The sequence below is a fragment of the Lewinella sp. LCG006 genome (genome assembly GCF_040784935.1).
Classification (GTDB): domain Bacteria; phylum Bacteroidota; class Bacteroidia; order Chitinophagales; family Saprospiraceae; genus Lewinella.
The window spans coordinates 6293175-6314898 of the sequence record NZ_CP160680.1; the positions used below are offsets into that span (position 1 = coordinate 6293175).

Annotated in this window: 19 protein-coding genes; 6 read left to right on the top strand and 13 right to left on the bottom strand. The window is 45.6% G+C overall.

From position 1 onward, the window contains the following. The first annotated feature begins 93 nt into the window (after nt 1-93). Nucleotides 94-780: a YigZ family protein gene (locus tag AB0L18_RS22865; RefSeq protein ID WP_367389644.1), complete on the top strand. Its 687-nt coding sequence runs from the start codon at nt 94-96 to the stop codon at nt 778-780. 5 nt (nt 781-785) lie between these two features. Here AB0L18_RS22865 and AB0L18_RS22870 read toward each other — a convergent pair whose 3' ends face one another. The 3 genes from AB0L18_RS22870 to AB0L18_RS22880 form a co-directional block, all read right to left on the bottom strand. Further along, on the bottom strand, nt 786-1427 hold the full coding sequence (locus AB0L18_RS22870) for an isoprenylcysteine carboxylmethyltransferase family protein (RefSeq protein ID WP_367389645.1): 642 nt from the start codon (nt 1425-1427) through the stop codon (nt 786-788). A 93-nt stretch (nt 1428-1520) separates the two neighbouring features. After that, nucleotides 1521-2252: a hypothetical protein gene (locus tag AB0L18_RS22875; RefSeq protein WP_367389646.1), complete on the bottom strand. Its 732-nt coding sequence runs from the start codon at nt 2250-2252 to the stop codon at nt 1521-1523. 499 nt (nt 2253-2751) lie between these two features. Further along, nucleotides 2752-4089 carry a NupC/NupG family nucleoside CNT transporter gene (locus tag AB0L18_RS22880; RefSeq protein WP_367389647.1) on the bottom strand — a complete coding sequence of 446 codons (1338 nt, stop codon included), beginning with the start codon at nt 4087-4089 and terminating at the stop codon, nt 2752-2754. A gap of 127 nt (nt 4090-4216) precedes the next feature. Between AB0L18_RS22880 and AB0L18_RS22885 the strand changes: the two genes are divergently transcribed. Further along, nucleotides 4217-4846: a uridine kinase gene (locus tag AB0L18_RS22885; RefSeq protein WP_367389648.1), complete on the top strand. Its 630-nt coding sequence runs from the start codon at nt 4217-4219 to the stop codon at nt 4844-4846. Here AB0L18_RS22885 and AB0L18_RS22890 read toward each other — a convergent pair. Continuing rightward, a complete protein-coding gene (locus tag AB0L18_RS22890) occupies nt 4843-5736 on the bottom strand; it encodes a hypothetical protein (RefSeq protein WP_367389649.1) in 894 nt (297 codons plus the stop codon). The two genes, AB0L18_RS22885 and AB0L18_RS22890, sit on opposite strands and share 4 nt — an antisense overlap. Nucleotides 5737-5913: 177 nt before the next feature. Here AB0L18_RS22890 and AB0L18_RS22895 point away from each other — a divergent pair, with 177 nt between their 5' ends. After that, on the top strand, nt 5914-6960 hold the full coding sequence (locus tag AB0L18_RS22895; protein ID WP_367389650.1) for an NAD(P)H-dependent glycerol-3-phosphate dehydrogenase: 1047 nt from the start codon (nt 5914-5916) through the stop codon (nt 6958-6960). A gap of 42 nt (nt 6961-7002) precedes the next feature. Continuing rightward, entirely contained in the window at nt 7003-9492 is a 2490-nt protein-coding gene (locus AB0L18_RS22900; RefSeq protein WP_367389651.1) for a YfhO family protein, read from the top strand. A 359-nt stretch (nt 9493-9851) separates the two neighbouring features. Here AB0L18_RS22900 and AB0L18_RS22905 read toward each other — a convergent pair whose 3' ends face one another. From AB0L18_RS22905 to AB0L18_RS22915, 3 genes are all read right to left on the bottom strand, one after another. After that, nucleotides 9852-10616, bottom strand: coding sequence for a hypothetical protein (locus AB0L18_RS22905; RefSeq protein WP_367389652.1), 765 nt, complete (start codon nt 10614-10616; stop codon nt 9852-9854). A 125-nt stretch (nt 10617-10741) separates the two neighbouring features. Then, nucleotides 10742-11734 (bottom strand): helix-hairpin-helix domain-containing protein, encoded by a 993-nt coding sequence (locus AB0L18_RS22910; protein WP_367389653.1) that lies wholly within the window; start codon nt 11732-11734, stop codon nt 10742-10744. A 24-nt stretch (nt 11735-11758) separates the two neighbouring features. Further along, nucleotides 11759-12613 carry an OmpA family protein gene (locus tag AB0L18_RS22915; RefSeq protein WP_367389654.1) on the bottom strand — a complete coding sequence of 285 codons (855 nt, stop codon included), beginning with the start codon at nt 12611-12613 and terminating at the stop codon, nt 11759-11761. Nucleotides 12614-13030: 417 nt separating this feature from the next. Here AB0L18_RS22915 and ffh point away from each other — a divergent pair, with 417 nt between their 5' ends. Then, entirely contained in the window at nt 13031-14392 is a 1362-nt protein-coding gene (gene ffh, locus AB0L18_RS22920) for a signal recognition particle protein (RefSeq protein WP_367389655.1), read from the top strand. A 141-nt stretch (nt 14393-14533) separates the two neighbouring features. Here ffh and AB0L18_RS22925 read toward each other — a convergent pair whose 3' ends face one another. The 4 genes from AB0L18_RS22925 to AB0L18_RS22940 all read right to left on the bottom strand — a co-directional run bounded on the left by AB0L18_RS22925 (nt 14534) and on the right by AB0L18_RS22940 (nt 17761). Beyond that, on the bottom strand, nt 14534-14998 hold the full coding sequence (locus AB0L18_RS22925) for a sporulation protein (RefSeq protein ID WP_367389656.1): 465 nt from the start codon (nt 14996-14998) through the stop codon (nt 14534-14536). Nucleotides 14999-15116: 118 nt separating this feature from the next. After that, complete coding sequence (locus AB0L18_RS22930; RefSeq protein WP_367389657.1) at nt 15117-15596, bottom strand: hypothetical protein; 480 nt, start codon at nt 15594-15596, stop codon at nt 15117-15119. Nucleotides 15597-15612: 16 nt separating this feature from the next. Then, entirely contained in the window at nt 15613-16398 is a 786-nt protein-coding gene (locus AB0L18_RS22935) for a (Fe-S)-binding protein (RefSeq protein WP_367389658.1), read from the bottom strand. A gap of 19 nt (nt 16399-16417) precedes the next feature. Further along, entirely contained in the window at nt 16418-17761 is a 1344-nt protein-coding gene (locus AB0L18_RS22940) for a 4Fe-4S dicluster domain-containing protein (RefSeq protein WP_367389659.1), read from the bottom strand. 175 nt (nt 17762-17936) lie between these two features. Between AB0L18_RS22940 and AB0L18_RS22945 the strand changes: the two genes are divergently transcribed. Next, the gene (locus AB0L18_RS22945; RefSeq protein ID WP_367389660.1) at nt 17937-18455 is read left to right on the top strand and encodes a phosphoribosyltransferase family protein; all 519 of its coding nucleotides are present in this window, start codon (nt 17937-17939) and stop codon (nt 18453-18455) included. Here AB0L18_RS22945 and AB0L18_RS22950 read toward each other — a convergent pair. Both AB0L18_RS22950 and AB0L18_RS22955 read right to left on the bottom strand, forming a co-directional pair. Then, entirely contained in the window at nt 18448-19254 is an 807-nt protein-coding gene (locus tag AB0L18_RS22950; protein WP_367389661.1) for a patatin-like phospholipase family protein, read from the bottom strand. The genes AB0L18_RS22945 and AB0L18_RS22950 overlap by 8 nt on opposite strands. Before the next feature lie 98 nt (nt 19255-19352). Beyond that, the gene (locus AB0L18_RS22955; protein ID WP_367389662.1) at nt 19353-21641 is read right to left on the bottom strand and encodes a lamin tail domain-containing protein; all 2289 of its coding nucleotides are present in this window, start codon (nt 21639-21641) and stop codon (nt 19353-19355) included. Nucleotides 21642-21724: the final 83 nt, after the last annotated feature.

Here is a 21724-nt window from a genome sequence, read left to right on the forward strand (position 1 = left end):
AAATGAAGTTGCGTTCTTTTTCTTACTAAGCCTTGAAACAAATTGGATCATCTTATTTTAGCTCGAATACTTTGGCAATGTAAGCAGAGAAGGATGAAAATTATTACGACCTTAGCAACTGTGGAACATACCGATACTTACCAAACTTTGAAGGAACCTAGCTTTGGAGAATTTAAAGACCGAGGCAGCAAATTCCTCGCTTATGCTTTTCCCGTAGAGGATACAGAACATGTCCAGGCTGCGCTTCTAGAGGTGCGTAAAGAGCATCCCAAAGCACGGCATCATTGCTACGCCTATCGCCTCGGACTGGATCAGTACAACTATCGCGCCAATGACGACGGAGAACCTAGCGGTACTGCCGGGCGGCCCATTCTTGGTCAAATCGACAGCGCCGGACTCACCTATACCCTCGTGGTCGTCGTTCGATACTTTGGAGGAACCTTACTGGGTGCATCAGGACTGATCAATGCCTATAAAAAAAGTGCGGCGGAAGCCCTGGAGGCCGGTGAAAAAATCGAAAAGCTGGTAGAAGATGTTTATACCCTTCGCTTTGACTATGCTCATCTTAGCAAAGTCATGAATGCTGTTTCCAAGCCTCCTTTTCAAGTTGTTGAACAACGCTTTGATACCACAGCCGAACTTGATGTAGCCATCCGCCAGTCGTTGGCCGAAGAAGCAATCAAACAACTCAAGGCACAAGTAGCTGAGGTCTACCTGGAAGAAGTAGACGGATTGGAAGAAATTGAGGGCTTTGACTTGGAGCACGCCTACACCCGATGATCAGATCAAAAAATAAAAGGAATCAACCTTTTGGTTTTTTCAGCATAAGCGACATAAGCTTCTCCAAAATAACTACGTAGTGTCTCTTCCTCGGCAGTGATTCGCTGATAATAGGCAATTCCCATAGCAATGATGGCAAACAATAAGCCCATCCAGGCTTCTAGCATTATCCCTGTCCCGATATATGACAAGTAAGCACCAGTATAACTGGGATGTCTGACCAGCGAATAGGGTCCGGTTTGTATTACCTGATGACCTTCTACGATTTGTACGGTAGCGGTAAAAAAGCGCCCCAGGGTACGTATTGCCCAAACCCGAAAGACAATACTCAATAACAATATTCCCAGTCCAACCGGGAAGCTCCAAGCATAAACCGTCACCATATCATGGAAATAGGCCCATTCTATGATGGGAACATGAAGGGATAATAACGACATCGCAGTAATCCACCAAAAGGAATGCTTGTCCGTATCCGCCTGTTCTTTGGCTTCGGTAGGTCGTGGCGCTGGCTGCGTCAGAAAAACCATCGCAGAAGCAAGGGTTAACAAGATTATTCGAATGTCAAGCAAACCTTCTGGGCGCCCAACCAGCGGCAGAACAATCCCCAGAATAATAAAGAGTAGAATAGGTTTAATCTTCTTGATCATGACGATAAAGTTAAATGACGTATCGAGGGGTCATTCAGCAATCCCCAAACGACCTCCTCTTTGTATTTTTTAAGAAAGCGTAATGCATAAAACTTAAGCCGTCCGGCGTGCAGCAACTTTTTGAACACGTGTGTGCTCGTAAACGGTATAGCCATTGGTCTCATAGGCAGCGGCCAAATCCTCCAACTCTTCTCGTTTGTCAGGTGCTACAAAACCATCTTGCAAATACAACGCGCTTATTGGCGCATCTTTCGCCCAAGTGGTTTGCGAACATACATCTTTAAACCCAAAGCTGTGATACAAACGTGCGTGCAAGGGATTGCAAGACACGAAAGCCGTCCAGTCTTCCTCCAGCAACAAGTGCATAATAATAGCATTGCTGATAATAAATTTGGCCAGACGCAGGGATTGGTAATCTTTATTAAGTACCAAACGGCTCCCCTCCGTAGCCACTGGTGACTCCTTAATAAGAGTGCCAAAATTTGCACTTTTCTGGTCTTCGAAATAACTCATGATCGGCAATACGGCCGTCTCTTTCACGACCTGTTGATTATCCAGTATACCCATCTCTTTCAGCATTCGAATAGAAGAAAGCACTGGCTTGTTCTGAATAATACGAAGACCACCAATGAGTTTTTGCTCATCTGCTTCTTCAACAAATAAGCCGTAATGACGGGACCTCAAATCGTAATGATCGACATCGATCTCATCGTCATTCGTTTTTAAAAAACCAGCACAACGTGTACTATTGTAAATCGTGTACCGAAGGTGTAACCAATTCAACATTTCCTGTTGATCCTGAAGCTCTCTGAAATAATAAGTCATGTGAGCGCACATTAAGTTGATGAAATAATTAATTAATTGCTGACATAGGAAAACCCTATCTCTGGACCTTGCGGTCAGAGAATAGAAGTTTAGCGCCAATTACATTGGCCGTCAGCACAGCTTACAGTGTGCTTACTCACTTGGGTAGATACCCTATTGCCTTATACCAGGCACAAAGGGATAGTAGATGGAGGTGGGTCAAGGGGGACTCTCACGTCTCTATCTAAAATTTTTTCAAACGGGGTGGAATGCTTATCAGAGTGAGGCGCTAACCTACTTTAAAAAATCGAATTCAGTCTTGTTGATCTATTCTATAGTACAAAAAACGGCTTTTTTAAGTACATGGTCTATATTTAAAAGAAATAAAAATGAACTTTAAATATATTTTTATTTGAAAAATATTTAAATAATCACATACGAAAGGCAATGCCAATGATGCATGATCTGGCTTTTACAAAAAGACTTGGTCGATGTTTTGAATCCGCGAGATGGAAAAATCCTAAATGAACAATCCAGCAATTGCGCCCGTCAGGAAGCAAGCAATTGTTCCACCAATCAAGGCTTTGATACCGAAAGAAGTCAGGGTATTTCTTTGACCGGGAGCCAACGAACCTATACCACCAATCTGGATACCAATAGAGGCAAAATTCGAAAATCCACACAAGGCGTAGGTCGCAATAATTACAGACTTCTCATTTTTCAACAGTCCCTCTACTAGAATCCCTTGAAATTGTTCGTAAGCAACAAATTCATTAATTACGGTCTTCAGGCCCAATAGCTGACCGACAACGGTGATGTCTTCAAAAGGCACCCCCAAAATCCAGGCAAAGGGCGCAAAAACCATTGCCAGTAAATAAGTAAAACTAAAACCTTCAAAGCGCCCTCCGGTAGAAAGTGCGATTTGTTCATTCCAATCACTGACGTTCGGATTCACCCACGCTACCATGCCATTAAGCAAATCGGTTAGATTAAGAAAGATTTCATTCATCATGAAAATCATGGCGGTAAATACCAACAACATAGCACCTACATTGACGGCCAAGCGCAGACCATCAGTTGTACCACGCGATATGGCGTCTAACAGATTGGTGGCATCTCCATCAGCCATTTCAAGCTGTTTGCTGATATCATCATCCCTTTCGGTCTCTGGATAGAGCATCTTTGCCGCAACAATTGCGGCCGGAGCTGAAATGATAGAAGCTGTAAGTAGGTGCTTAGCAAAAAAGAGTTTTGTCGCTTCATCAGTTCCACCGAGATAGCCTACATAAGCAACGAAAACACTACCCGCAATAGTAGCCATACCCCCCGTCATCAGACAGAGGATTTCCGACTTGGTCATTTTCTCCAAGTAAGGCTTGATCACCAAGGGAGCTTCCGTTTGACCGATAAAGACATTCGCCGCAGCCGCCAGGCTCTCAGGGCCAGAAAGCCCCATGGTACGGGTAAGTAGCCAGGCAAGGCCATAAACGATCTTCTGTAGAATACCTAAATAATAGAGCACCGCCGTCAGGGCGCTAAAGAAAACAATAGTGGGTAATACCTGAAAAGCAAAGATGTAGCCGAAGGAACTCATGTCTGTGACAATATTGCCAAACATGAATTGAGAACCTGCCGCGGTAAAGGCAATCACGCTGGTAAAACCTTTGGATATCCAGTCAAAGACACTGCTTACACCTGGCACGATGAGGATAAAAAAGGCCAGCAGCAGTTGTAAGCTCATGCCGATAGCAACTAAACGCCAATTGATAGCTTTGCGATTACTGCTTAATAAATAGCAAATACCGAGTAAAACAGTTACTCCGAGGCTGGCGCGGAAAAGATCGTTCAAAAAGTCCATACGGTCAATTAGTTCCAGCCAAAAGTAAGTAAACTATTTGGAACAAGAGGAATGATTTTTCTTTTCCCTTATTCGCTTCATCCTCTTGGCAGAAAGCCTTACTTTTGGCCGAACCTACCTTTAGAAGATGAAACCATTCATCATTGGCATTACTGGCGGCAGTGGATCCGGCAAAACGACTTTTATTCGTTCCTTGCGGGAGCACTTCTCCGAAGAACAGCTTTGTGTGATCTCACAGGATGATTACTATCTTCCCCGTGAAGAACAAGAAAGTGACCCTATGGGCATCACTAACTTTGATCTACCGCAGTCTATAGACAAGAAAGCGTTCATCAAAGATGTAGGGCGGCTCATTAAAGGAGAAATTGTAGAACGGCAGGAGTATACCTTTAATAATGAAAAGGCGACTCCCCAAATGCTGACCTTTCGCCCTACTCCTATTATAATAGTAGAAGGGCTCTTCGTCTTCCATTTTCGCAAAATGCGCGAGCAACTTGATCTAAAGATCTACCTCCACGCCAAGGAAAACCTGAAGGTAATCCGCAGAATAAAAAGAGACCGGGTAGAACGTAATTATCCTCTGGAAGATGTACTCTACCGCTACGAAAACCACGTCTTACCTGCCTTCGAAAAATACATCAAACCCTATCAGGACGAAGCTGATCTGATCATCAACAACAATGTCCAGCTTCACATGGGGCTGCGCGTCGTGCAAGGGTTCCTGGATCACTATATTGCTAACAATAGCAAATCCTAATCGGCTACAATAGCGATCTTCAAGTCCGGGCTGATCGCCAGGCGAGAAATATTGGAGATATTATAGTAACGCAGATCAGCAATTTCTATCCAGTCTTCGTCACGGAAACGGTTGAATTTGTAGAGTTTACTACCACGCCCCATGATGTAAGAGCCATCGGGCAAAACGGCAAAATCCTCTACGCCTCCAAGGCTAGAGATAATTGGTTGTGGGGTGATATTGCCTCGACGATAAAGTGAAACCTCCATAATTTGCCAAGCACCTGCCTCGTTGCGTTGCACAAATGACAAATTACCATTGGGCAGTTTCCTGATACAGCGCCCTACATCGGTGGCCAGAGGAATAAGTTCATCCGTGTCCACATTTGCCAGAGCTAGATAGCTAGGGTTGTCCACAACGAAGACCGCTACTTCCTTACTGTTGATCCAACAATAATAACCAATCCCTTGCAGGTACTTGAAAACGGGTTTGCCGTTGGTCAGACGATCTATGGGGAATTGCCATAAACGGATGACGGTATCGCGCCCAATATATTCCTGACGAATCGCCGAGAAATTATAGAAATCAGGCATTCTAGAGGGAGAGAACTCGCCTTCAGCGGTTTCGGTTACCCGTAATTTGGTTCGGTCTCTCAAGTTCAACAAATACAACTCTGGCTGCTGCATGGAAGGCAGCTGAGACGAGATATACAACTCATCATTCGTAAAGAAGGAAGGTTGATTATTGTATCCGTCAGCATTAAAGGCAGTGAGGTACTGAGGCTGATGGAATTCAAAAACGCTATCAGATACCTGCTTCATGTTGAAGAGGTAGATATTAGACTGAGGCAGTTGAGCAAATACTGAAAAGCCACAAAAAATAGATACGAAGAAAAAGATGTACTTCGTCATAGGTGAATTTCTTTTCCCCAAATGTAGCATATCCACTGGTATTTGAAAAGTCGATGGTACATTAATGACAATTTTCTATCTTATCAAGCAGTAAAAACGACTTGTCTTGTAAGAATTCGATTAATGATGATGACCATTTTAATCTATATTTGCCAACAATACATAAGTTAGTACACTATGTCAACAGATCAGGGAAAACCCGTTGGAGTGATTGGTGGAGGTAGTTTTGGCACTGCAATAGCTAATCTTCTTGCCTACAATACAGATGTAATTTTGTATGTAAGGAAGGAAGAGGTCGTCAAGGAAATCAACCAAAGGCAAGAACGTCATGGTATCATTTTACCCGAAAGGGTAACAGCGACCAACGACCCGGCAGAAATAGCAGCCCGCTGCCATCTCTTGTTCCCCGTTGTGCCTTCGAGTGGTTTTCGCTCCATGATGCGCGACATGGCCCCTTATTTGAAGCCTTATCATATCTTGATTCACGCGACAAAGGGCTTTGATGTTCACGGCATTTCTGAGGCGGAGATTCCCCAGAAAGGCATAACCCGAAGTTCTATCAGTACCATTTCGGAAGTTATCCGGCAAGAAAGTGTCGTCGTGCGCTTGGGTTGCCTGTCTGGGCCCAACCTGGCTAAAGAAATTCTGGAAGGTCAACCCACCGCCACGCTGATTGCCAGCAAATTCGACGAAGTCATTTCCGCGGGGAAGGCGGCGCTGAGTAGTCCTATTTTTCATGTTTTTGGTTCGTATGACTTATTAGGAGCGGAATTGGCGGGCGCACTAAAAAACACCATTGCCCTCGGTTCGGGTTTACTAAAAGGATACGGATTAGGTAAAAATATTCAGGCCATGCTACTCACCAGGGGCTTGATGGAGATGGTCTATTTTGGCAAAGCCATGGGCTCTGAAGCCGAAGCATTTTTCGGTACTGCGGGTATTGGTGATCTAATTGCGACAGCAACCAGTAAAAAGAGTCGCAACTATACTTTCGGCTTCCGCATCGGAAGTGGAGAGTCGCTGGAACAGGTATCTAGTACGATGCCAGAATTAGCGGAAGGGGTGAGAACTTTAATGATCACCCGCCACCTGGCTAAGCACTACAAACTACGCGTTCCTATTACCGAAATGCTCTATCGAATCGTTTTTGAAGACTTCCCTATCCAAAAAGCAATGGATTACCTCATGACTTTCCCGTACGATGTTGACGTTGATGTCCTCTAATTTTATTTATCTTGCGGGTCTATTTTATTGAAAAACTATAACATGCGTTTCAACCTATCCACCTTTTTGCCACATCTGGCTGCCTTAGGTATTTTTATTGCGGCTTCCGTCTTTTATTTTGCTCCTCAGTTCTCTGGAAAAATCATAGAACAAGGCGACGTAATGAGCTACCGTGGCATGTCACAAGAGCTACGTGCTTACAAGGAAGCAACTGGAAAAGAGGCTTTGTGGACCAACGCTATGTTTGGGGGAATGCCGGCCTACCAAATCAACACAATCAGCAGTGGTAACTATGTCAAAAAGTTGGAGCAAGTTGCTCGCATGTTTATCAAGCCACCCGCAGGCCAGTTTATCGCGGCGATGGTATGTTTTTATATCCTAATGGTTTTATTAGGTGTAAATCCCTGGCTCAGCGTTATTGGAGCCATCGCCTTTGGTTTTGCTACCAACAACCTGGTCCTTTATGAAGCAGGGCACGAGACCAAATTACGTACCATTTCGTACCTTCCGCTGGTGGCCAGTGGTATGCTATTGGCTTTCCGAAAACGCTATCTCCTTGGGTGTATCTTATTTGGTATTGGTTTGGGAATGGACCTTGCTGCCAATCACGTGCAGATGACTTACTACTTCTTTATCACTGTTTTGATATGGGGAGTAGCAGAGTTGATCACCAATATAAAAAATCAGACCCTCCCTCACTTTGGCAAGGCTGCAGTAGCACTCATCATTGGCGGTCTGTTAGCACTAGGATCTGCGGCCTCTAACCTCTGGGTCACCTATGAATACGCCCAGGATACGATGCGTGGTGAACCAATTCTGGAACAAGAAAGCAATGCGGGGCCTACTTCTAGCAGCGAAGTCAATGGTCTGGACTGGGATTATGCCATGCAGTGGAGCAACAATACCCTGGATGTTTTCGCTGGCTTTATTCCTGGTGTTGTTGGTGGTGGGTCCGTACAACCAACTACGAGTGATTCTCCTTATGGACAAACTTTGCGCAGACTGGGCGCGGGACAGGGTAAAACGTTCGATGCGCCGCTTTATTGGGGAGGCCTACCTTTCACAAGTGGCCCCATCTACTTTGGAGCCATAATGGTATTTTTCTTCCTGATGGGATTGTTTCTCGTAGAGGGGCCCGTCAAGTGGTGGTTAGGCCTTGGTACGCTCTTCACTATCCTCCTTTCGATGGGTAACAATTTGGAAGGATTTAATCATTTCATTTTTGACTACTTCCCGTTATACAACAAGTTCCGAACGCCTAATTCGGTACTCAGTGTGACCTCCCTACTGATCCCAATTCTTGCCATATTGGCATTGAACGAAATTTTCAGTGGAAAAGCGGATAAAGCAAAAACACTCAAAGCACTGGCCATTGGAGGAGGAATAAGTGTGGCCATTGCCTTGTTCTTTGTGGTAGTAGGCCCAGGCATGTTTGATTTTGTGAATCCGCGTGATGCTCAGCAATTTGGGCAAGCAGATCCTCAAGTCATCCAATCACTGATGACCGCCCTGGCGGATACCCGCGCAGACTTGATGCGTTCTGATGCTATACGAAGCCTGATTCTCGTGGTCTTGTCTGCAGGTATGGTTTACTTCTTCCTTCAGGATAAAATAAAAATGGTGCCCGTCATCATTGGCCTGGGGGTATTGACGGTTTTTGATCTCTTTGGCGTAGGGATGCGCTATCTCAACCAAGATGACTTCAAAAGACCCACTTCTGTTGGTCAATACTTTGCACCACGCCCGGTGGATCAGCAGATTCTACAAGACAAGGATCCTCACTACCGGGTATATGATGCCACCATCAATACCTTCAACTCAGCCCAGCCCTCTTACCACCATAAAACGATTGGTGGTTATCATGCGGCCAAGCTTCAGCGTTTTCAGGATTTAATTGATCGACATATTACACGTGGCAATCAGGCCGTGCTCAACATGTTGAACACCAAATACTTTATTGTCCCTGGCCCTGATGGCCAACCTGCGGTTCAGCAAAATCCCGGAGCATTTGGGAATGCCTGGCTCGTAGATTCTATTGTAGTGGTCCCCAATGCCAATGTTGAGATTGATGGGTTGGAATACCTGCCACTTGATCACGCGGCAGTGGTCAATCAGGAATTTGATGATTACGTAAAAACACTCCAACCTACGGGCCAGGGAGCCGTCCGCCTGAAAGAATACCGCCCCGATCGTTTGACTTACGAAAGTAATGCCGCTCAAGAAGAACTTGCTGTTTTTTCAGAAATCTGGTATGGACCAAACAAAGGTTGGCAAGCTTATATCGACGGTCAACCCGTTGAGCATATTCGGGTAAACTATGCCTTACGTGGCCTGAAAATCCCAGAAGGTGTACACGAAATCGTTTTTGAATTTGCCCCGAGCAAATACTACCTGGGTAAAACGATAGCTACCATCTGTTCCATCACTTTGCTCCTGGCCCTTTTGGGGTATATTGGTTGGATGATTAAAAACCAAGCACCTGATTTAGTCGCAGAAAGAACTACCCAGACGAGCAAAGGCAAGAAGAAGTAGACAAATTGCATAATGCTATAGACCCTGCCTGCCCGTGAGGCACGGCCGAGCAGGCAGGGATTGAAAGGATTAGACAGATTTGTACGGATTTTAATAGCTGTACAAATCCTGTTCTATCCGCTCAATCCACGGCCTATCCTGTTTTATTAGACTTGTTCTGCCGGGGCAGTTTGGTGGGAAAATTGATGCATTATCGACCACGCGAAGCCTTTTTTGAGGAGCTTAGCCATAGCTAAGTGACTTAAAAAAGGCACAGTGTGGGAAGATAAGGCGCGATTTGCCCCCGAAATGATCCCGGCAGAACAAGTCTATTAGTTATCCGTGCTTTTGCCGCACTAATTCGGGGCATTAAAACCCGCCTACCACTCCCCTATTTGATAGGCATCTGCCGACTCAAAAACCTTATCGGGTACATTTTCAAAAACACCAATATCGGTGAGTTGTCCGCGGCCACGGTCACCGGAAAGGAGAATTTTGCCAAAGGTATTGTAGCCAGCCCATGGCGTAGTAAAGCGAGGATTTTCATCACTAAATTGCGTAAAAAACGACCATGATGTAATCAATTTAGAGTCATTGTTGATTTTCACCCAATACTTGTTTTCCGGTGTATCTCCTACCCCTTCAAAGGTAAGTTGCAGGGTGTGCTCTGTGGTATCGCCACTGGTTTCTTCTCCCAGGTATTTAAGGGTCACACCAGAATCTTTTAGTTTATAAGGCATCACCAGCCAGTAAGCATCATTGATCCAAATGCTCTTGGCGCGTTCGCTGTATTTTGCGATGCTATCTGGCTCCACCAGGTAGGCACCATCCCGCCAAATTTTTCCTGTCCCGGTATTAATATTCACCAGGTAAACTTCATCACTATCCGTAAAATCAATGCGTACCCGGCCAGTCCATTTGTCCCATAACAGGGTTCGGCGGCCAAAGAAGGTCCAGCGTAAAAAACGGGTATTGTCCCAGGCCGTTCGGCCTCCCATGCTTTCCATCACCTCATCGGCCAATGCTATCGCCCGCTGATCGGAAGCAGTCAGGTTAAATCCCTCCGCTGGAGGGTTGGCAGATTGGGCAAAGGAGAGGGTATACAGACAGAAGAAAAGGGAAATGGAAACAAATATGGTTTTCATAGTTCTTATTGAATAAAATAAATATCCCAACAGCAATACAGTAGGCATTGTTTTGAATAAAAAATCCCTGGCACTCCATTCGGAACACCAGGGAATTTTTTTTAACCGTTTTTGATCTGAACTACTTACTTAGCAGGATTCTTCCCTCCGGAGAGAAAATCCTGGTAAGTTTTGAGTTCATCCCACTTGCCGGCAGCAGCCAGACTGGCTTGCTTCGCCCAGGTAGAAGGATCAGCTAAGCGATAACGATCACCGGCCTTATCCAAGACCTCTTGTAGTGTGCTTTGTGCAGCGGCGGCCAAATCAGACCAATTGTTGATACCTGCTTCTTTCAAAAGACCTTCGATTTTTGGTCCAATTCCTTCTACGATCTTCAGATCTTCAGGATTGTTAGAGAAGCCAAGCTTTTTCAAGATCAATTTCTGCACTTTGGATGGAGATTCAAAGTCGCCTTTGTTTTCTACGCCAGCATCCAGGAATTGTTGGTATTCGATCAATTCGTCCCACTTGCCTTCATGGGCTAATTTTGCTTGTTGTGGCCAGGTTGCAGGATTCGCCAAGCTGTACCGTGAGCCCGCAGCATCAAGGATCTCCTGAATACGTTCTACCGAAGTACCCGCCAAAGCAGCCCAATCCTTGATTCCTCCGTCTTTCATCAAACCTTCGATCTTGGGCCCAACACCTTCTACAATCTGGAGGTTGTCTGTACCGAGAATACTGGCATAATTTACCCCACCAGCATCGCCATCGCGAGAAGCAGCTGCACCCGCAGCAAATCCAAGCGCTGTACCACCACCGTCGCCATGAACAGCCGCCTGGGCAGCCATAGCGGCCTTATCGGATTCACACTTGTTCAACTGGCCACGCAAATGCGTGTTGTGCTTGTTGGCTTCATCCAGTTGATACTTTAGACTGGCCATATCCTTTTCCGCATTGGTCAGTTGTGCATGAAGCCCATCGCGTTCGATGGACAAACGATCAATTTCGTCTTGTTTGCCTTTACAAAAAAGGAAGTGATGCAAGAGGGCACCGAGTAAAAATGCACCGAGGGTCCACAAAAGCCACCAAAAGCAGATCCAGGAGCAGCAGCCTGTGTCAAGTAATATTATATTAGACATGATTATTTTTTTTAAGTAGTGAAATTATTTACCAGAGCGAATGAGTTTCACAACTGCCCTCCGGTTTCTACGATGTGCCTCATCGGTATCTCCACTATCATAGAGCTGTGTTTCCCCTTTAAAGGCAACCGAAATTTGAGCGGCATCTACGCCTCTGCTTACCAGCATTGCCTTTACACGTTCTGCTCGTTTACGGCTGTAACGCATATTTTCATCGGCATCTCCTGGTTGAGAAGCATGACCAGTCACTTCTACCCGGTCTGATGGATTGGCTTTAAGATAGGCCGCCAATTCATCGAGGTAGGCAATCACCGTAGCTTCCTCGATAGCACGATCCGAAGCATTCGGGAATAAAATAATCTTCTCGTCGGCTGAAATAGTAATGACTTCTGCTTCATTCAGGTTACCATCCACTAGCCAACGCGTATTTGCTGCCAGGAAATAACCGTCTCCAACAGCGGAATCATCTTCAACAAGACGAGCCACAGGTCGCATTCGGTCTTTTGGAATGTAAGGCGATAGCAATTCTATGGTTTTGGCAGCACGGGCAAATCCCATGTTTTCGTAACCATCAGGAGCGGTTTCAGAAGCATAGTAAATACCCTCTACTTCGAGCATTTTACCGTCTTCCATACCGGCCAGAATAGCATTCTTCCAGGAGGTAAATTGATCAGTCGTGTCAACCGCGGCATAACCAAGTTTAGAATCTACAGGGTACCTCGTCACGGAGGTTTCTGCGGGTGGTGGTGTTACTTCCTCAGTAGTCGTTTCCGTAGTACAAGCTGTACAACAATTGTCTTTGACGCAAGTACGAAAAGTAATTACGGAAAACGCTAACCAAGCCAGCAACATGATTAACCACTTCATAAGTGTGGACATAAGTGTGGTAGTTAGTAATTAAAAAAGTATAATTCGAACTAACCAACAGCCAGAAGAAAATAAAGGAAATTCTATCTTGATCTCGTGCGAGGTTAGTTGATCATCCGTTTTGTTCAATCTTTGTTGGGACTATAAGTCAGGAAAAAGTCACGGTCAGACAACACTTCAATGAAGTTTCTCCAAGCAATCGCTTGTTCAGGTAAATTTAATTGGAGAAATCAACAAAAACGAAATATTTGTCTACTTTTTGACACAAAAGAAGTTTAAAAATTCAAATAATTCAAAAACTGCACGATTTTCAAGAAGAACAATTTTCAAATCAGTTCCCTCGTAATAATTGCTTAAGGAAGTCCATAATTCTCCCTTCGAATCCCGGAAGAAATACGTATATTTGCGGCCCTAAATAAGAGCGAAGATATGTTCAACAGCTTAAGTGATCGTCTGGATTCGGTTTTCAAGACCCTCAGTGGTGATGCCAAACTAACGGAAATCAATATTGCCCAATCGGTGAAAGAAATTCGCCGGGCACTGGTAGCCGCTGACGTAAACTATAAGATAGCCAAGGAGTTTACCGATAGTATTAAGGAGAAAGCTTTAGGTCAGGAAAACATCCTGAAAAACGTGAAGCCTGGGGAATTGATGGTCAAACTCGTTCAGGATGGCCTCACAGAACTCATGGGTGGTGAAGCGGCTTCTTTCAACATCAAAGATAAACCAGCCATCATTTTAATTGCTGGACTCCAAGGATCAGGAAAAACCACATTTACTGGCAAGTTGGCGCTCTTCCTCAAAGAGAAGCACAAGAAAAAAGTATTGGTAACAGCTTGTGATGTTTACCGTCCGGCTGCTATTGACCAGCTTACTGTTATTTCGGAACAAGTCGGCGCAGAGATTTATAAAGAGCCCGATAATAAAAATCCGGTACAAATTGCGCTGAATGCCATTGCACACGCCAAGCAGCAAAAACTTGACGTTGTTATCGTGGACACCGCCGGGCGTCTTTCGGTAGATGAAGCCATGATGAACGAGATTGCCGCCGTCAAAGCTGCTATCTCTCCCAATGAAACCCTCTTTGTTGTAGACTCCATGACGGGGCAAGATGCCGTAAACACGGCCAAAGCCTTCAACGATCGCATCGACTACGACGGCGTAGTGCTTACCAAATTAGACGGTGATACGCGCGGTGGAGCTGCACTTTCCGTAAAATATACCGTTGGCAAGCCCATCAAATTCGTCTCTACAGGCGAAAAGATGGACACGCTTGATGTATTCCACCCCGAACGCATGGCCCAGCGTATTCTGGGTATGGGAGATATTGTTTCTTTCGTAGAAAAAGCTCAATCGCAATTCGACGAAGAGGAAGCTAAGCGACTGGAAAAGAAGATCAAAAAGAACAAGTTTGACTTCAATGATTTCCTCAGCCAAATTGCTCAGCTGCGCCGAATGGGAGACCTCAAAAGTCTCCTTGGCATGATACCCGGTATTGGTAAAATGACCCGTGACCTTAATATCGACGATAGTGCTTTCAATAAAGTGGAGGCTATTATCTACTCAATGACCCCTTACGAAAGAGAGAATCCAGAGGCGCTTGACCTAAGTCGCAAGCGTCGTATCGCGGGTGGTTGTGGTCAAGACATGGAGGAAATCAACCGCTTCATCAAGCAGTTTGATCAGATGCGGAAAATGATGCATAAAATGAGCAAAAACCCTGGAATGATGGGAGGAATGCCTAGTGCACCTGCTGGCAAGAAAGGAGGTTTCAGGAGAGGAAGAAGGTAGAGTGTAAAGGTGTAAAAGTTAGTTGATGAGCTGTTGGTCAAATTTCCGACTTCCTAATTCCCAATTCCGACTTTCAAAGGGGTGTAAAGGTGTAAAAGTTAGTTGGAGGTTGGAGGCACTTTAATATTTCCGAATTCCAAATCAGCTCAAATCCACGACTTTTTTATCGAATGGATTTAAGGCGACGCCTTTTACTTTGGCTTCTGCTTCCACACGGTACTGGGACTCTGCATTGCGCATCCAGCGGGCTGCTTTGGCAAACTGGCGATTAAAAATATTGCGATCTCCCCAAGTATCGACCTCTGAACGCAAGGGTTCAAAAGACAATCTAAAAGATTTTTCTACCACGGTATCCGGTGCTACTTCAAAGGTTTCATTCAGCTCTGTTCGACCAAGCTCGTATTCATCCACGAGGCGCTCCTCCCCCCTGCCGCGGCTGTAACGCTCGATCAAGACGACGCGAATTCCGGTGACGGTTTGGGGGTTCATCGACTGGAGGTGTAAGGTGCCATGAAGACTTTCATTCGCCAAGGCTTGTCCTTCCGGAATATTCACGACCAATTTAACGCCTTCAATACCGAGCCACTGTTTTACTTTTCCGATCATTTTTTTTGGTGTAAGGGTTATCCAAGTGTAAGGGTGTAAAGGTTTTCTTCAAAGGTAAGGTGAGAACATCATCCCCTAAGTGATTTTTCTATCAACGATCAGAAAATTAAGACTGACTTTAGACAAAACGCGCGTGCCAACTGTTTTTGAGGGGTTTCTCAAAGCCGACAGACAACTCACCTACTGTTTTCACTAAAGGATCAAACACTAAAGTTTCGTCATTTATGATCCCCTCTTGGTACAAACGAGCGAAGTCGTCTTTACTGACCGTATGCACCTCTCCCTCTTTCACGTAAGAAAAGCGCAATCGATCAAACAGGTCACGCTGATAATGAGCGCCCAATTTTTTCAGAAAATTCACTGAACTATCAATACTACATCCGCTGGCACCAGCTTGGGATTCATCGACGGCCAGTACCAGAAATCGATCGTGCAATACTGCAGCGCCAGCTTTGAGTTGGCGATTATGGCTCACCCACTGTTGAGCAAACTGCTGAAGATTAAGTTCTACCTCGCCAACTTCCTCCCTGGTAAAAGGTTCGTTAGCCTGGTATACCCAGATACGGGCCTGAGGATTTAAAACATTGATACTTGTCATAATCACTAAACATTTCTTAGCGCGCTAAGTTTTGGACCACCAGCTCACTGAGGTCTAAGACCATTACCTCTTCCTGCTTTTCTTTTGCTTTTACGCCATCACTCATCATCGTCAGGCAAAACGGGCAGTTTACAGCAATCACGGAAGCACCAGTAGAGAGTGCTTCTTCAGAACGCTCGATGTTGATTCGTTTATCACCAGGCTCGTCTTCTTTCCACATTTGAGCGCCTCCGGCACCACAACACAAGCCGTTTTGCTTACTACGTTTCATTTCTACCAACTGTCCATCCAAGGCTTCCAGGGTAGCGCGGGGTGCTTCGTAAACACCATTAATACGCCCTAGGTAACAACTATCATGGTAGGTAATCCGCTTACCCTTAAAGGTCCCCCCTTCGGTAAGCTTGATACGGCCATTATCAATAAGCTCTTGCAACAACTGGGTATGGTGAACCAAATCGTAATTGCCTCCTAGTGCAGGATATTCATTTTTCAAGGTGTTGAAACAATGAGGGCAAGCCGTTACAATTTTTTGCACCTTGTACATATTGAGGGTCTCAATATTTTGAAGGGCGGTCATTTGAAAGAGGAATTCATTGCCCGCGCGTCGAGCCGGATCACCCGTACATTGCTCTTCGTTGCCCAGAATAGCGAATTCGATACCAGCGGCATTAAGAATCTCGGTAAAGGCACGCGTCACTTTTTGCGCCCGATCATCGAAACTACCGGCACAGCCTACCCAGAATAAAATTTCGGGTTCCTTTCCTTCGGCGGCATACTGCGCCATGGTTTTTACATTCGTCATCTAAACTTCTTTAATAGATTTATTCTGCCTGGGTCCAGGCTTCGCGGTCAATGGTCATGCTCCAGGCTGCACCACTGTTTTCAATTGCGTTGAACATCGGTAGCCAATCACCAGGACCAGCTGACTCTGTCAATATTTCGTAGCGCCGCATCTTCAGGATGGGCTCCAATGGGTTGATCAGTACGGGGCAAGCTTCTACGCATGCATTACAGGTGGTACAAGCATGAATTTCTTCTCGGGTGATGTAATCAAACAGTGATTTACCGTCAGCAAAGTTATCCTTACTCAGTGGCTTTCCAGCATCCGCTGCATATTCTTCCTTACCCGATTGAATTTTCGTGTGCACCTCTTCTGCACGGTCGCGAATATCCATCATGATTTTGCGAGGTGATAGTTGCTTGCCCGTCGTATTGGCTGGGCAAACAGCGGTACACCGCCCACATTCCGTACAAGTATAGGCACCGAGCAGGTCTATCCAGCTGAGTCCGAGTACGTCATTCGCTCCAAACTCTGGCAGCTCCTCCTCCATATCTGCTTCTCCGGTATCTTCCGTAAGGCCCATCATGCTTTTTACCTCGTTCATGATCGCAGGCATGTTATCCATTTCTCCCCGAGACTTTAACCTGGAGAAGAAGGTGTTGGGAAAAGCCAACATGATATGCAAGTGCTTGGATTTTGGCAAGTAATTGAGGAAGATCAGCACCATCCCCAGGTGCAACCACCACCCCATTCGTTCAACCACGACCAAGGTACCTTCACTGAGGCCACCAAATAGAGCGGGCCCCAACCAAGAACTAACCGCCAGGGTGCCCGTATCCGGATAATGATCGGGATCCATTCCTTGTAATACAACGTCTGCACCATTCATCGTAAAAATCGCCACCAGCAACAATACCTCGAAAATCAAAATGAGGTTAGCATCGAGTTTTGGCCAACCATTCAGGCTGTACAAGCGAGGGATTTTTAAGAGATTACGTCGAGCTAAAAAGATAATCGTCGCCACGAAAGCCAGCACCGACAATATTTCAATGGTGTTCAATATCAGGTTATACAAAACGCCTATTTTATCCGCAAAAAAGCGATGCACACCGAAGATTCCATCAATAAAAATCTCGATGAGTTCGATTTGGGTAAATAAAAACGCGACGTAAATAAAAAGGTGAAAAACAGCTGGTATCCAGCGCTTAAACATCTTCTTTTGCCCAAAGGCAACCAGTAAAACGTTGCGCCAACGTTCGCTAACGTCTCCCGTAACTTCTTCCTCCTGCCCTAGCAGGATGGTTTGCCGGATGGCCATGAATTGGCGAAAAGCGTAAAAGGAAGCTCCTCCCGCTATAATTAAGAATAAAATTTGCTGTATCATCTGCCTGATTTAGTCGACTTGATACGCAAAGTAAAGAAAAGAATTTGCAATGTAAAAAGAACCCTTAGCGAAAATTCGCTAATTCAAAAAAAGTCTAGATAAGTAAGCCCTCTCGGCATGATAAAATTCTTATTTACCCCACGACGAGTATAGAAATTATCGCTAACTTTGTAAAATGAATAGCATTGATGCCAACATCATAGAAATCCTCAACCACCGCCAAATCCTGCAAAAGGTTCGGCGTTTGGCCATCGAGATCATGGAACGTAACACCCAGGAGCACGAACTCATTGTTGCTGGTGTAAATAATCGAGGGATGCACTTTGCTGGCCTCCTGGTAGAACAACTCCGTGAGCTTTCAGATGCTCCTATACATTTGACAAGAATCCGTGTCAATCCTGCAAATCCAGTTGCAGAGCCCGTTACCATTGAAATGGATCTTTCAGAACTTGACGGCAAGCCCGTCTTGGTAGTAGATGACGTAGCCAACACGGGTAGAACCCTTTTTTACGCGTGTAAACCTCTCCTTGACATCCTACCCAAGCAGCTAGAAACCGCGGTATTGGTGGATCGTACCCACAAATCTTTCCCTATACAAGTTGATTATTGCGGTATGTCGTTAGCAACGACCCTGAAGGAAAACATAGAGGTCCATTTCAAGGACGAAAATAATTACCGGGCGGTGCTCAAGTAGCAACACTGGCAAGGCTGGCCTTCTCCAAAGCCTCTAAAATATCGGCAACTTTCGCTTTCGTCGTTTCGTACCCCAATCGGTAGATGGCTTCGTATTTATTGAACTGAAAGATACTGTACTTGGTAATCTCTGTTGGTTCCAACAAGTAATCACAAAGTGCTATCTGAGGTTGCGTATTGGTGAGTACCGATAAATCAAAACAACGATAGGCAATGCCTACCACGCCATTGAGTGATTTTTTATCCGCAACTACACTGGGTACCAAGTTGATGCCAATAATAAAATCTGCCTCTTCTTTCAGGGGGCTGACGGGTAAATTGCAAAGCAATCCTCCATCCACATACAATTGGTTATCCATTTCTACGGGTTGAAAAACCAGCGGGATACTGCAAGAAGCCATTACCACATCAAAGAGTGGCCCTTCCTTTCGCAATTCCAATTCGCCCGTATTCAAGTTGGTCACAGCTACCCACAATTTGCGTTTAAGCGCACTGAAGTCATCGATTTCGATGATGTCTGCGAGGCGTTCCTGTAAGTAAGTGAGTTTGGTCAGACCACCGTTGGGCAAACCAATTTTTACCAATTTCAAAAAATTGCTCTTCTTGATAAACACCTGTATTTCTTCCGGAGAATATCCAGCTGCGTAAAGCGTCCCTACCACCGAACCAGCGCTGGCTCCACTCACCAAATCAGGTTCAATACCCGCTTCGAGCAAAGCTTGCAGTGCTCCAATGTGCGCAAAGCCTCTTGCACCACCTCCTGAAAGGCTCAATCCTATCTTCAACTTGTTTTTATACATGGGGCGAAATTACGTTATACAAAGCACATGGGCTATCCCGACCAGCGAGATAGCCCATGTTTGACAAAACATTAACAGCGCTGTTTAAGCTATCAAATTTATTGCTTCACAATACGGCGTACCAATTGCTCTCCAGCAGCCTGGATTTGCAGGAAGTACACGCCGGCAGGCAAGGCTGCTAAGTCGATGCTCGACTGCTCACCGCTCACGTTCCAGGTGCGCAGTGTTTGGCCGAGTTTGTTTTTCAAGCTCAATTGCTCCATTACTACACTGTTGCGGATAGTGAGTTGATTAGCCGTAGGATTGGGGAACAATTCCACGTACTGGGCCCACGCAGGTTCGTTGGTGGCGTCAATAATTTGAATATCATCCAGGTAACGAGGCAAGAGCTGGTAGCCTTCATCATAAGGCTCACTGCTATCAAACTGTCCGCCCAGGCCAGTGATCATCAATGGAGAATCACCAAAACCGGAAATATCTGCTTCTGTAATGTTGGTATCAAAATCTACTCGTACTAAAAAAGTATTGGTACCATCGGTGACATTTACATTGAGGCCGCCGCCTGCCGTAGCAAAGTCGACAATGGTTACTCCCGTCAAGCTGACCAACTGTGATTCGGTATCCTCGCCTAAAGCGGTCACCTCCGTTGCAGGAAGCAAAGAATTGTTCATGCTATTCATCAAGATGGTATCCAGGTTTAATTGGGTAAGGCCATTGAACTGGCTTACAACTCCCTGCACGGTCACTTCATCACCTTCAGTGACGGTATAGCCGAAATCGTTATCATTGCTAAACATCGCGATTCCATCGCCGGCACCATCGATAATGGTAAACTGTGCCCCCCCTGGACGAAGGTTTCCACCATAAACAATACCCGTCAGTTCAGCACGAACGCCTAGAGAATCGGCAACACCCGTAGCATTTATGCCCGTTACCTGACCAATAGCATAAGGGGTATATCCTTGTGGTGCGGGAGGCGTGCAATCATTAGCGGCCCCAGGGCTACCCAGTATTTCAATGCCACTGATAAAGACACCGGTAGGTTGAACACCTGCAATCCAACTGGCAGCCAACTCATTATCTGAAGAAGGATCACACAGTACCAGTGCTGGACCGTCGCCATTGGCAGCTGCTGGCCAACCATTGGTATCGTCATACGACACTACATCTACCACATTACCCAAAGCATCTCTCAATTCAATGGTCTCACCAGCATTGCTGAGGCTACCACTCTCCCACTGGAAAGCAGGAAGACCATAGGTCGCTTCAAAGCTTACACTATCAACCGCTAGCAAGAGAAAATCACCTGGCTGCAGGTCAACATCGGGAAGGGTATCAACAATACCAGCAGAAAAATAATAACCACCGACGTTGATCACCACATCGTCATTGTTAAACAGTTCGAGGTATTCGTATTGGGAGTCCGTACCCGGTGGGCTGTACATGATCTCATTGATGACAATCGCTGGAATATCGGTGTCATTGTCCGCTATCAAAATCGTTGACGTACTGGCTACACCACTAATGGTAAGACCTCCGGTTGGGTTCGCCAAATTCAGCACCAAAGACTCCAGTGGCTCAGGATCCGTATCGTCGATAACCGTAATTGAGACTTCCATCGTGTCTACAGCTGCCCCACTAGAAAACGTAAGGCTGGCAGGAAGAAAGGTGATATCAGCACCGATGGTTGCTGTGAAAACACCATCGGCGGCAATGTCAACGGAGTAAGTACCCGCCTCAGCGTCGCGAATTTCAACCCCAATGGTAAAGGTTCCAGCGTCTTCACCCACTTCAATTTGGTCCGTAAGGAAACGAACAATGGGTCCTGTAGGACAAGCGGATGCTGCTCCGGGATTGCCAAACATTTCTACGCCCTCAGAGAGCACCCCAGTTCCGGTGTTCGCAGCAGCCCAGTTGGCACCGTCATTGTTATCACTATTGAAATCACAGAGAACCAAGCTGGCACCACCTCCATCAGCGGCCGTTGGCCAAGGAAAGCTATCGTCGAAATCAACAGAATCGACTACGGCACCCGTAGCATCGAGAAGTTTTAATAATTCGCCTCCGTTACTCAAGCTCCCACCTGTCCATTGCAAAGCTGCCAGGCCAAAGGCCGCTTCAAAAGCAATACTATCACCAGCAAAAAGCAGGTATTCTCCAGCTCCCAAATTCAGTCCTGAGGTAAAAACATAATCTACACCAGAAAGACTATAGCCAAGAAGATCAACGGCAGTTGTGCCATTGTTATAAATTTCTAGGTACTCATAAGTATCAACGCCGCTTTCTGGCGGGTTGTACATGATTTCAGAGATGACCAAATCTGGCGTTTGCGCATTCAGGGTTATCGCCCCAACAAGGCACATAAGAAAGATGGTAAACGTTCGCATTAAAAATGGTTTTGGGTAAATGAATAGGAAACCATCCGTTTCCAAGGCCTGAAACTACAAAAAAAACAAAGCACTATAAAGGC

Coding starts and splice junctions, on each gene's coding strand:
- AB0L18_RS22865 (WP_367389644.1), top strand. CDS start 94: ATGAAAATTATTACGACCTTAGCAACTGTGGAACATACCGATACTTAC.
- AB0L18_RS22870 (WP_367389645.1), bottom strand. CDS start 1,427: ATGATCAAGAAGATTAAACCTATTCTACTCTTTATTATTCTGGGGATT.
- AB0L18_RS22875 (WP_367389646.1), bottom strand. CDS start 2,252: ATGACTTATTATTTCAGAGAGCTTCAGGATCAACAGGAAATGTTGAAT.
- AB0L18_RS22880 (WP_367389647.1), bottom strand. CDS start 4,089: ATGGACTTTTTGAACGATCTTTTCCGCGCCAGCCTCGGAGTAACTGTT.
- AB0L18_RS22885 (WP_367389648.1), top strand. CDS start 4,217: ATGAAACCATTCATCATTGGCATTACTGGCGGCAGTGGATCCGGCAAA.
- AB0L18_RS22890 (WP_367389649.1), bottom strand. CDS start 5,736: ATGACGAAGTACATCTTTTTCTTCGTATCTATTTTTTGTGGCTTTTCA.
- AB0L18_RS22895 (WP_367389650.1), top strand. CDS start 5,914: ATGTCAACAGATCAGGGAAAACCCGTTGGAGTGATTGGTGGAGGTAGT.
- AB0L18_RS22900 (WP_367389651.1), top strand. CDS start 7,003: ATGCGTTTCAACCTATCCACCTTTTTGCCACATCTGGCTGCCTTAGGT.
- AB0L18_RS22905 (WP_367389652.1), bottom strand. CDS start 10,616: ATGAAAACCATATTTGTTTCCATTTCCCTTTTCTTCTGTCTGTATACC.
- AB0L18_RS22910 (WP_367389653.1), bottom strand. CDS start 11,734: ATGTCTAATATAATATTACTTGACACAGGCTGCTGCTCCTGGATCTGC.
- AB0L18_RS22915 (WP_367389654.1), bottom strand. CDS start 12,613: ATGTCCACACTTATGAAGTGGTTAATCATGTTGCTGGCTTGGTTAGCG.
- ffh (WP_367389655.1), top strand. CDS start 13,031: ATGTTCAACAGCTTAAGTGATCGTCTGGATTCGGTTTTCAAGACCCTC.
- AB0L18_RS22925 (WP_367389656.1), bottom strand. CDS start 14,998: ATGATCGGAAAAGTAAAACAGTGGCTCGGTATTGAAGGCGTTAAATTG.
- AB0L18_RS22930 (WP_367389657.1), bottom strand. CDS start 15,596: ATGACAAGTATCAATGTTTTAAATCCTCAGGCCCGTATCTGGGTATAC.
- AB0L18_RS22935 (WP_367389658.1), bottom strand. CDS start 16,398: ATGACGAATGTAAAAACCATGGCGCAGTATGCCGCCGAAGGAAAGGAA.
- AB0L18_RS22940 (WP_367389659.1), bottom strand. CDS start 17,761: ATGATACAGCAAATTTTATTCTTAATTATAGCGGGAGGAGCTTCCTTT.
- AB0L18_RS22945 (WP_367389660.1), top strand. CDS start 17,937: ATGAATAGCATTGATGCCAACATCATAGAAATCCTCAACCACCGCCAA.
- AB0L18_RS22950 (WP_367389661.1), bottom strand. CDS start 19,254: ATGTATAAAAACAAGTTGAAGATAGGATTGAGCCTTTCAGGAGGTGGT.
- AB0L18_RS22955 (WP_367389662.1), bottom strand. CDS start 21,641: ATGCGAACGTTTACCATCTTTCTTATGTGCCTTGTTGGGGCGATAACC.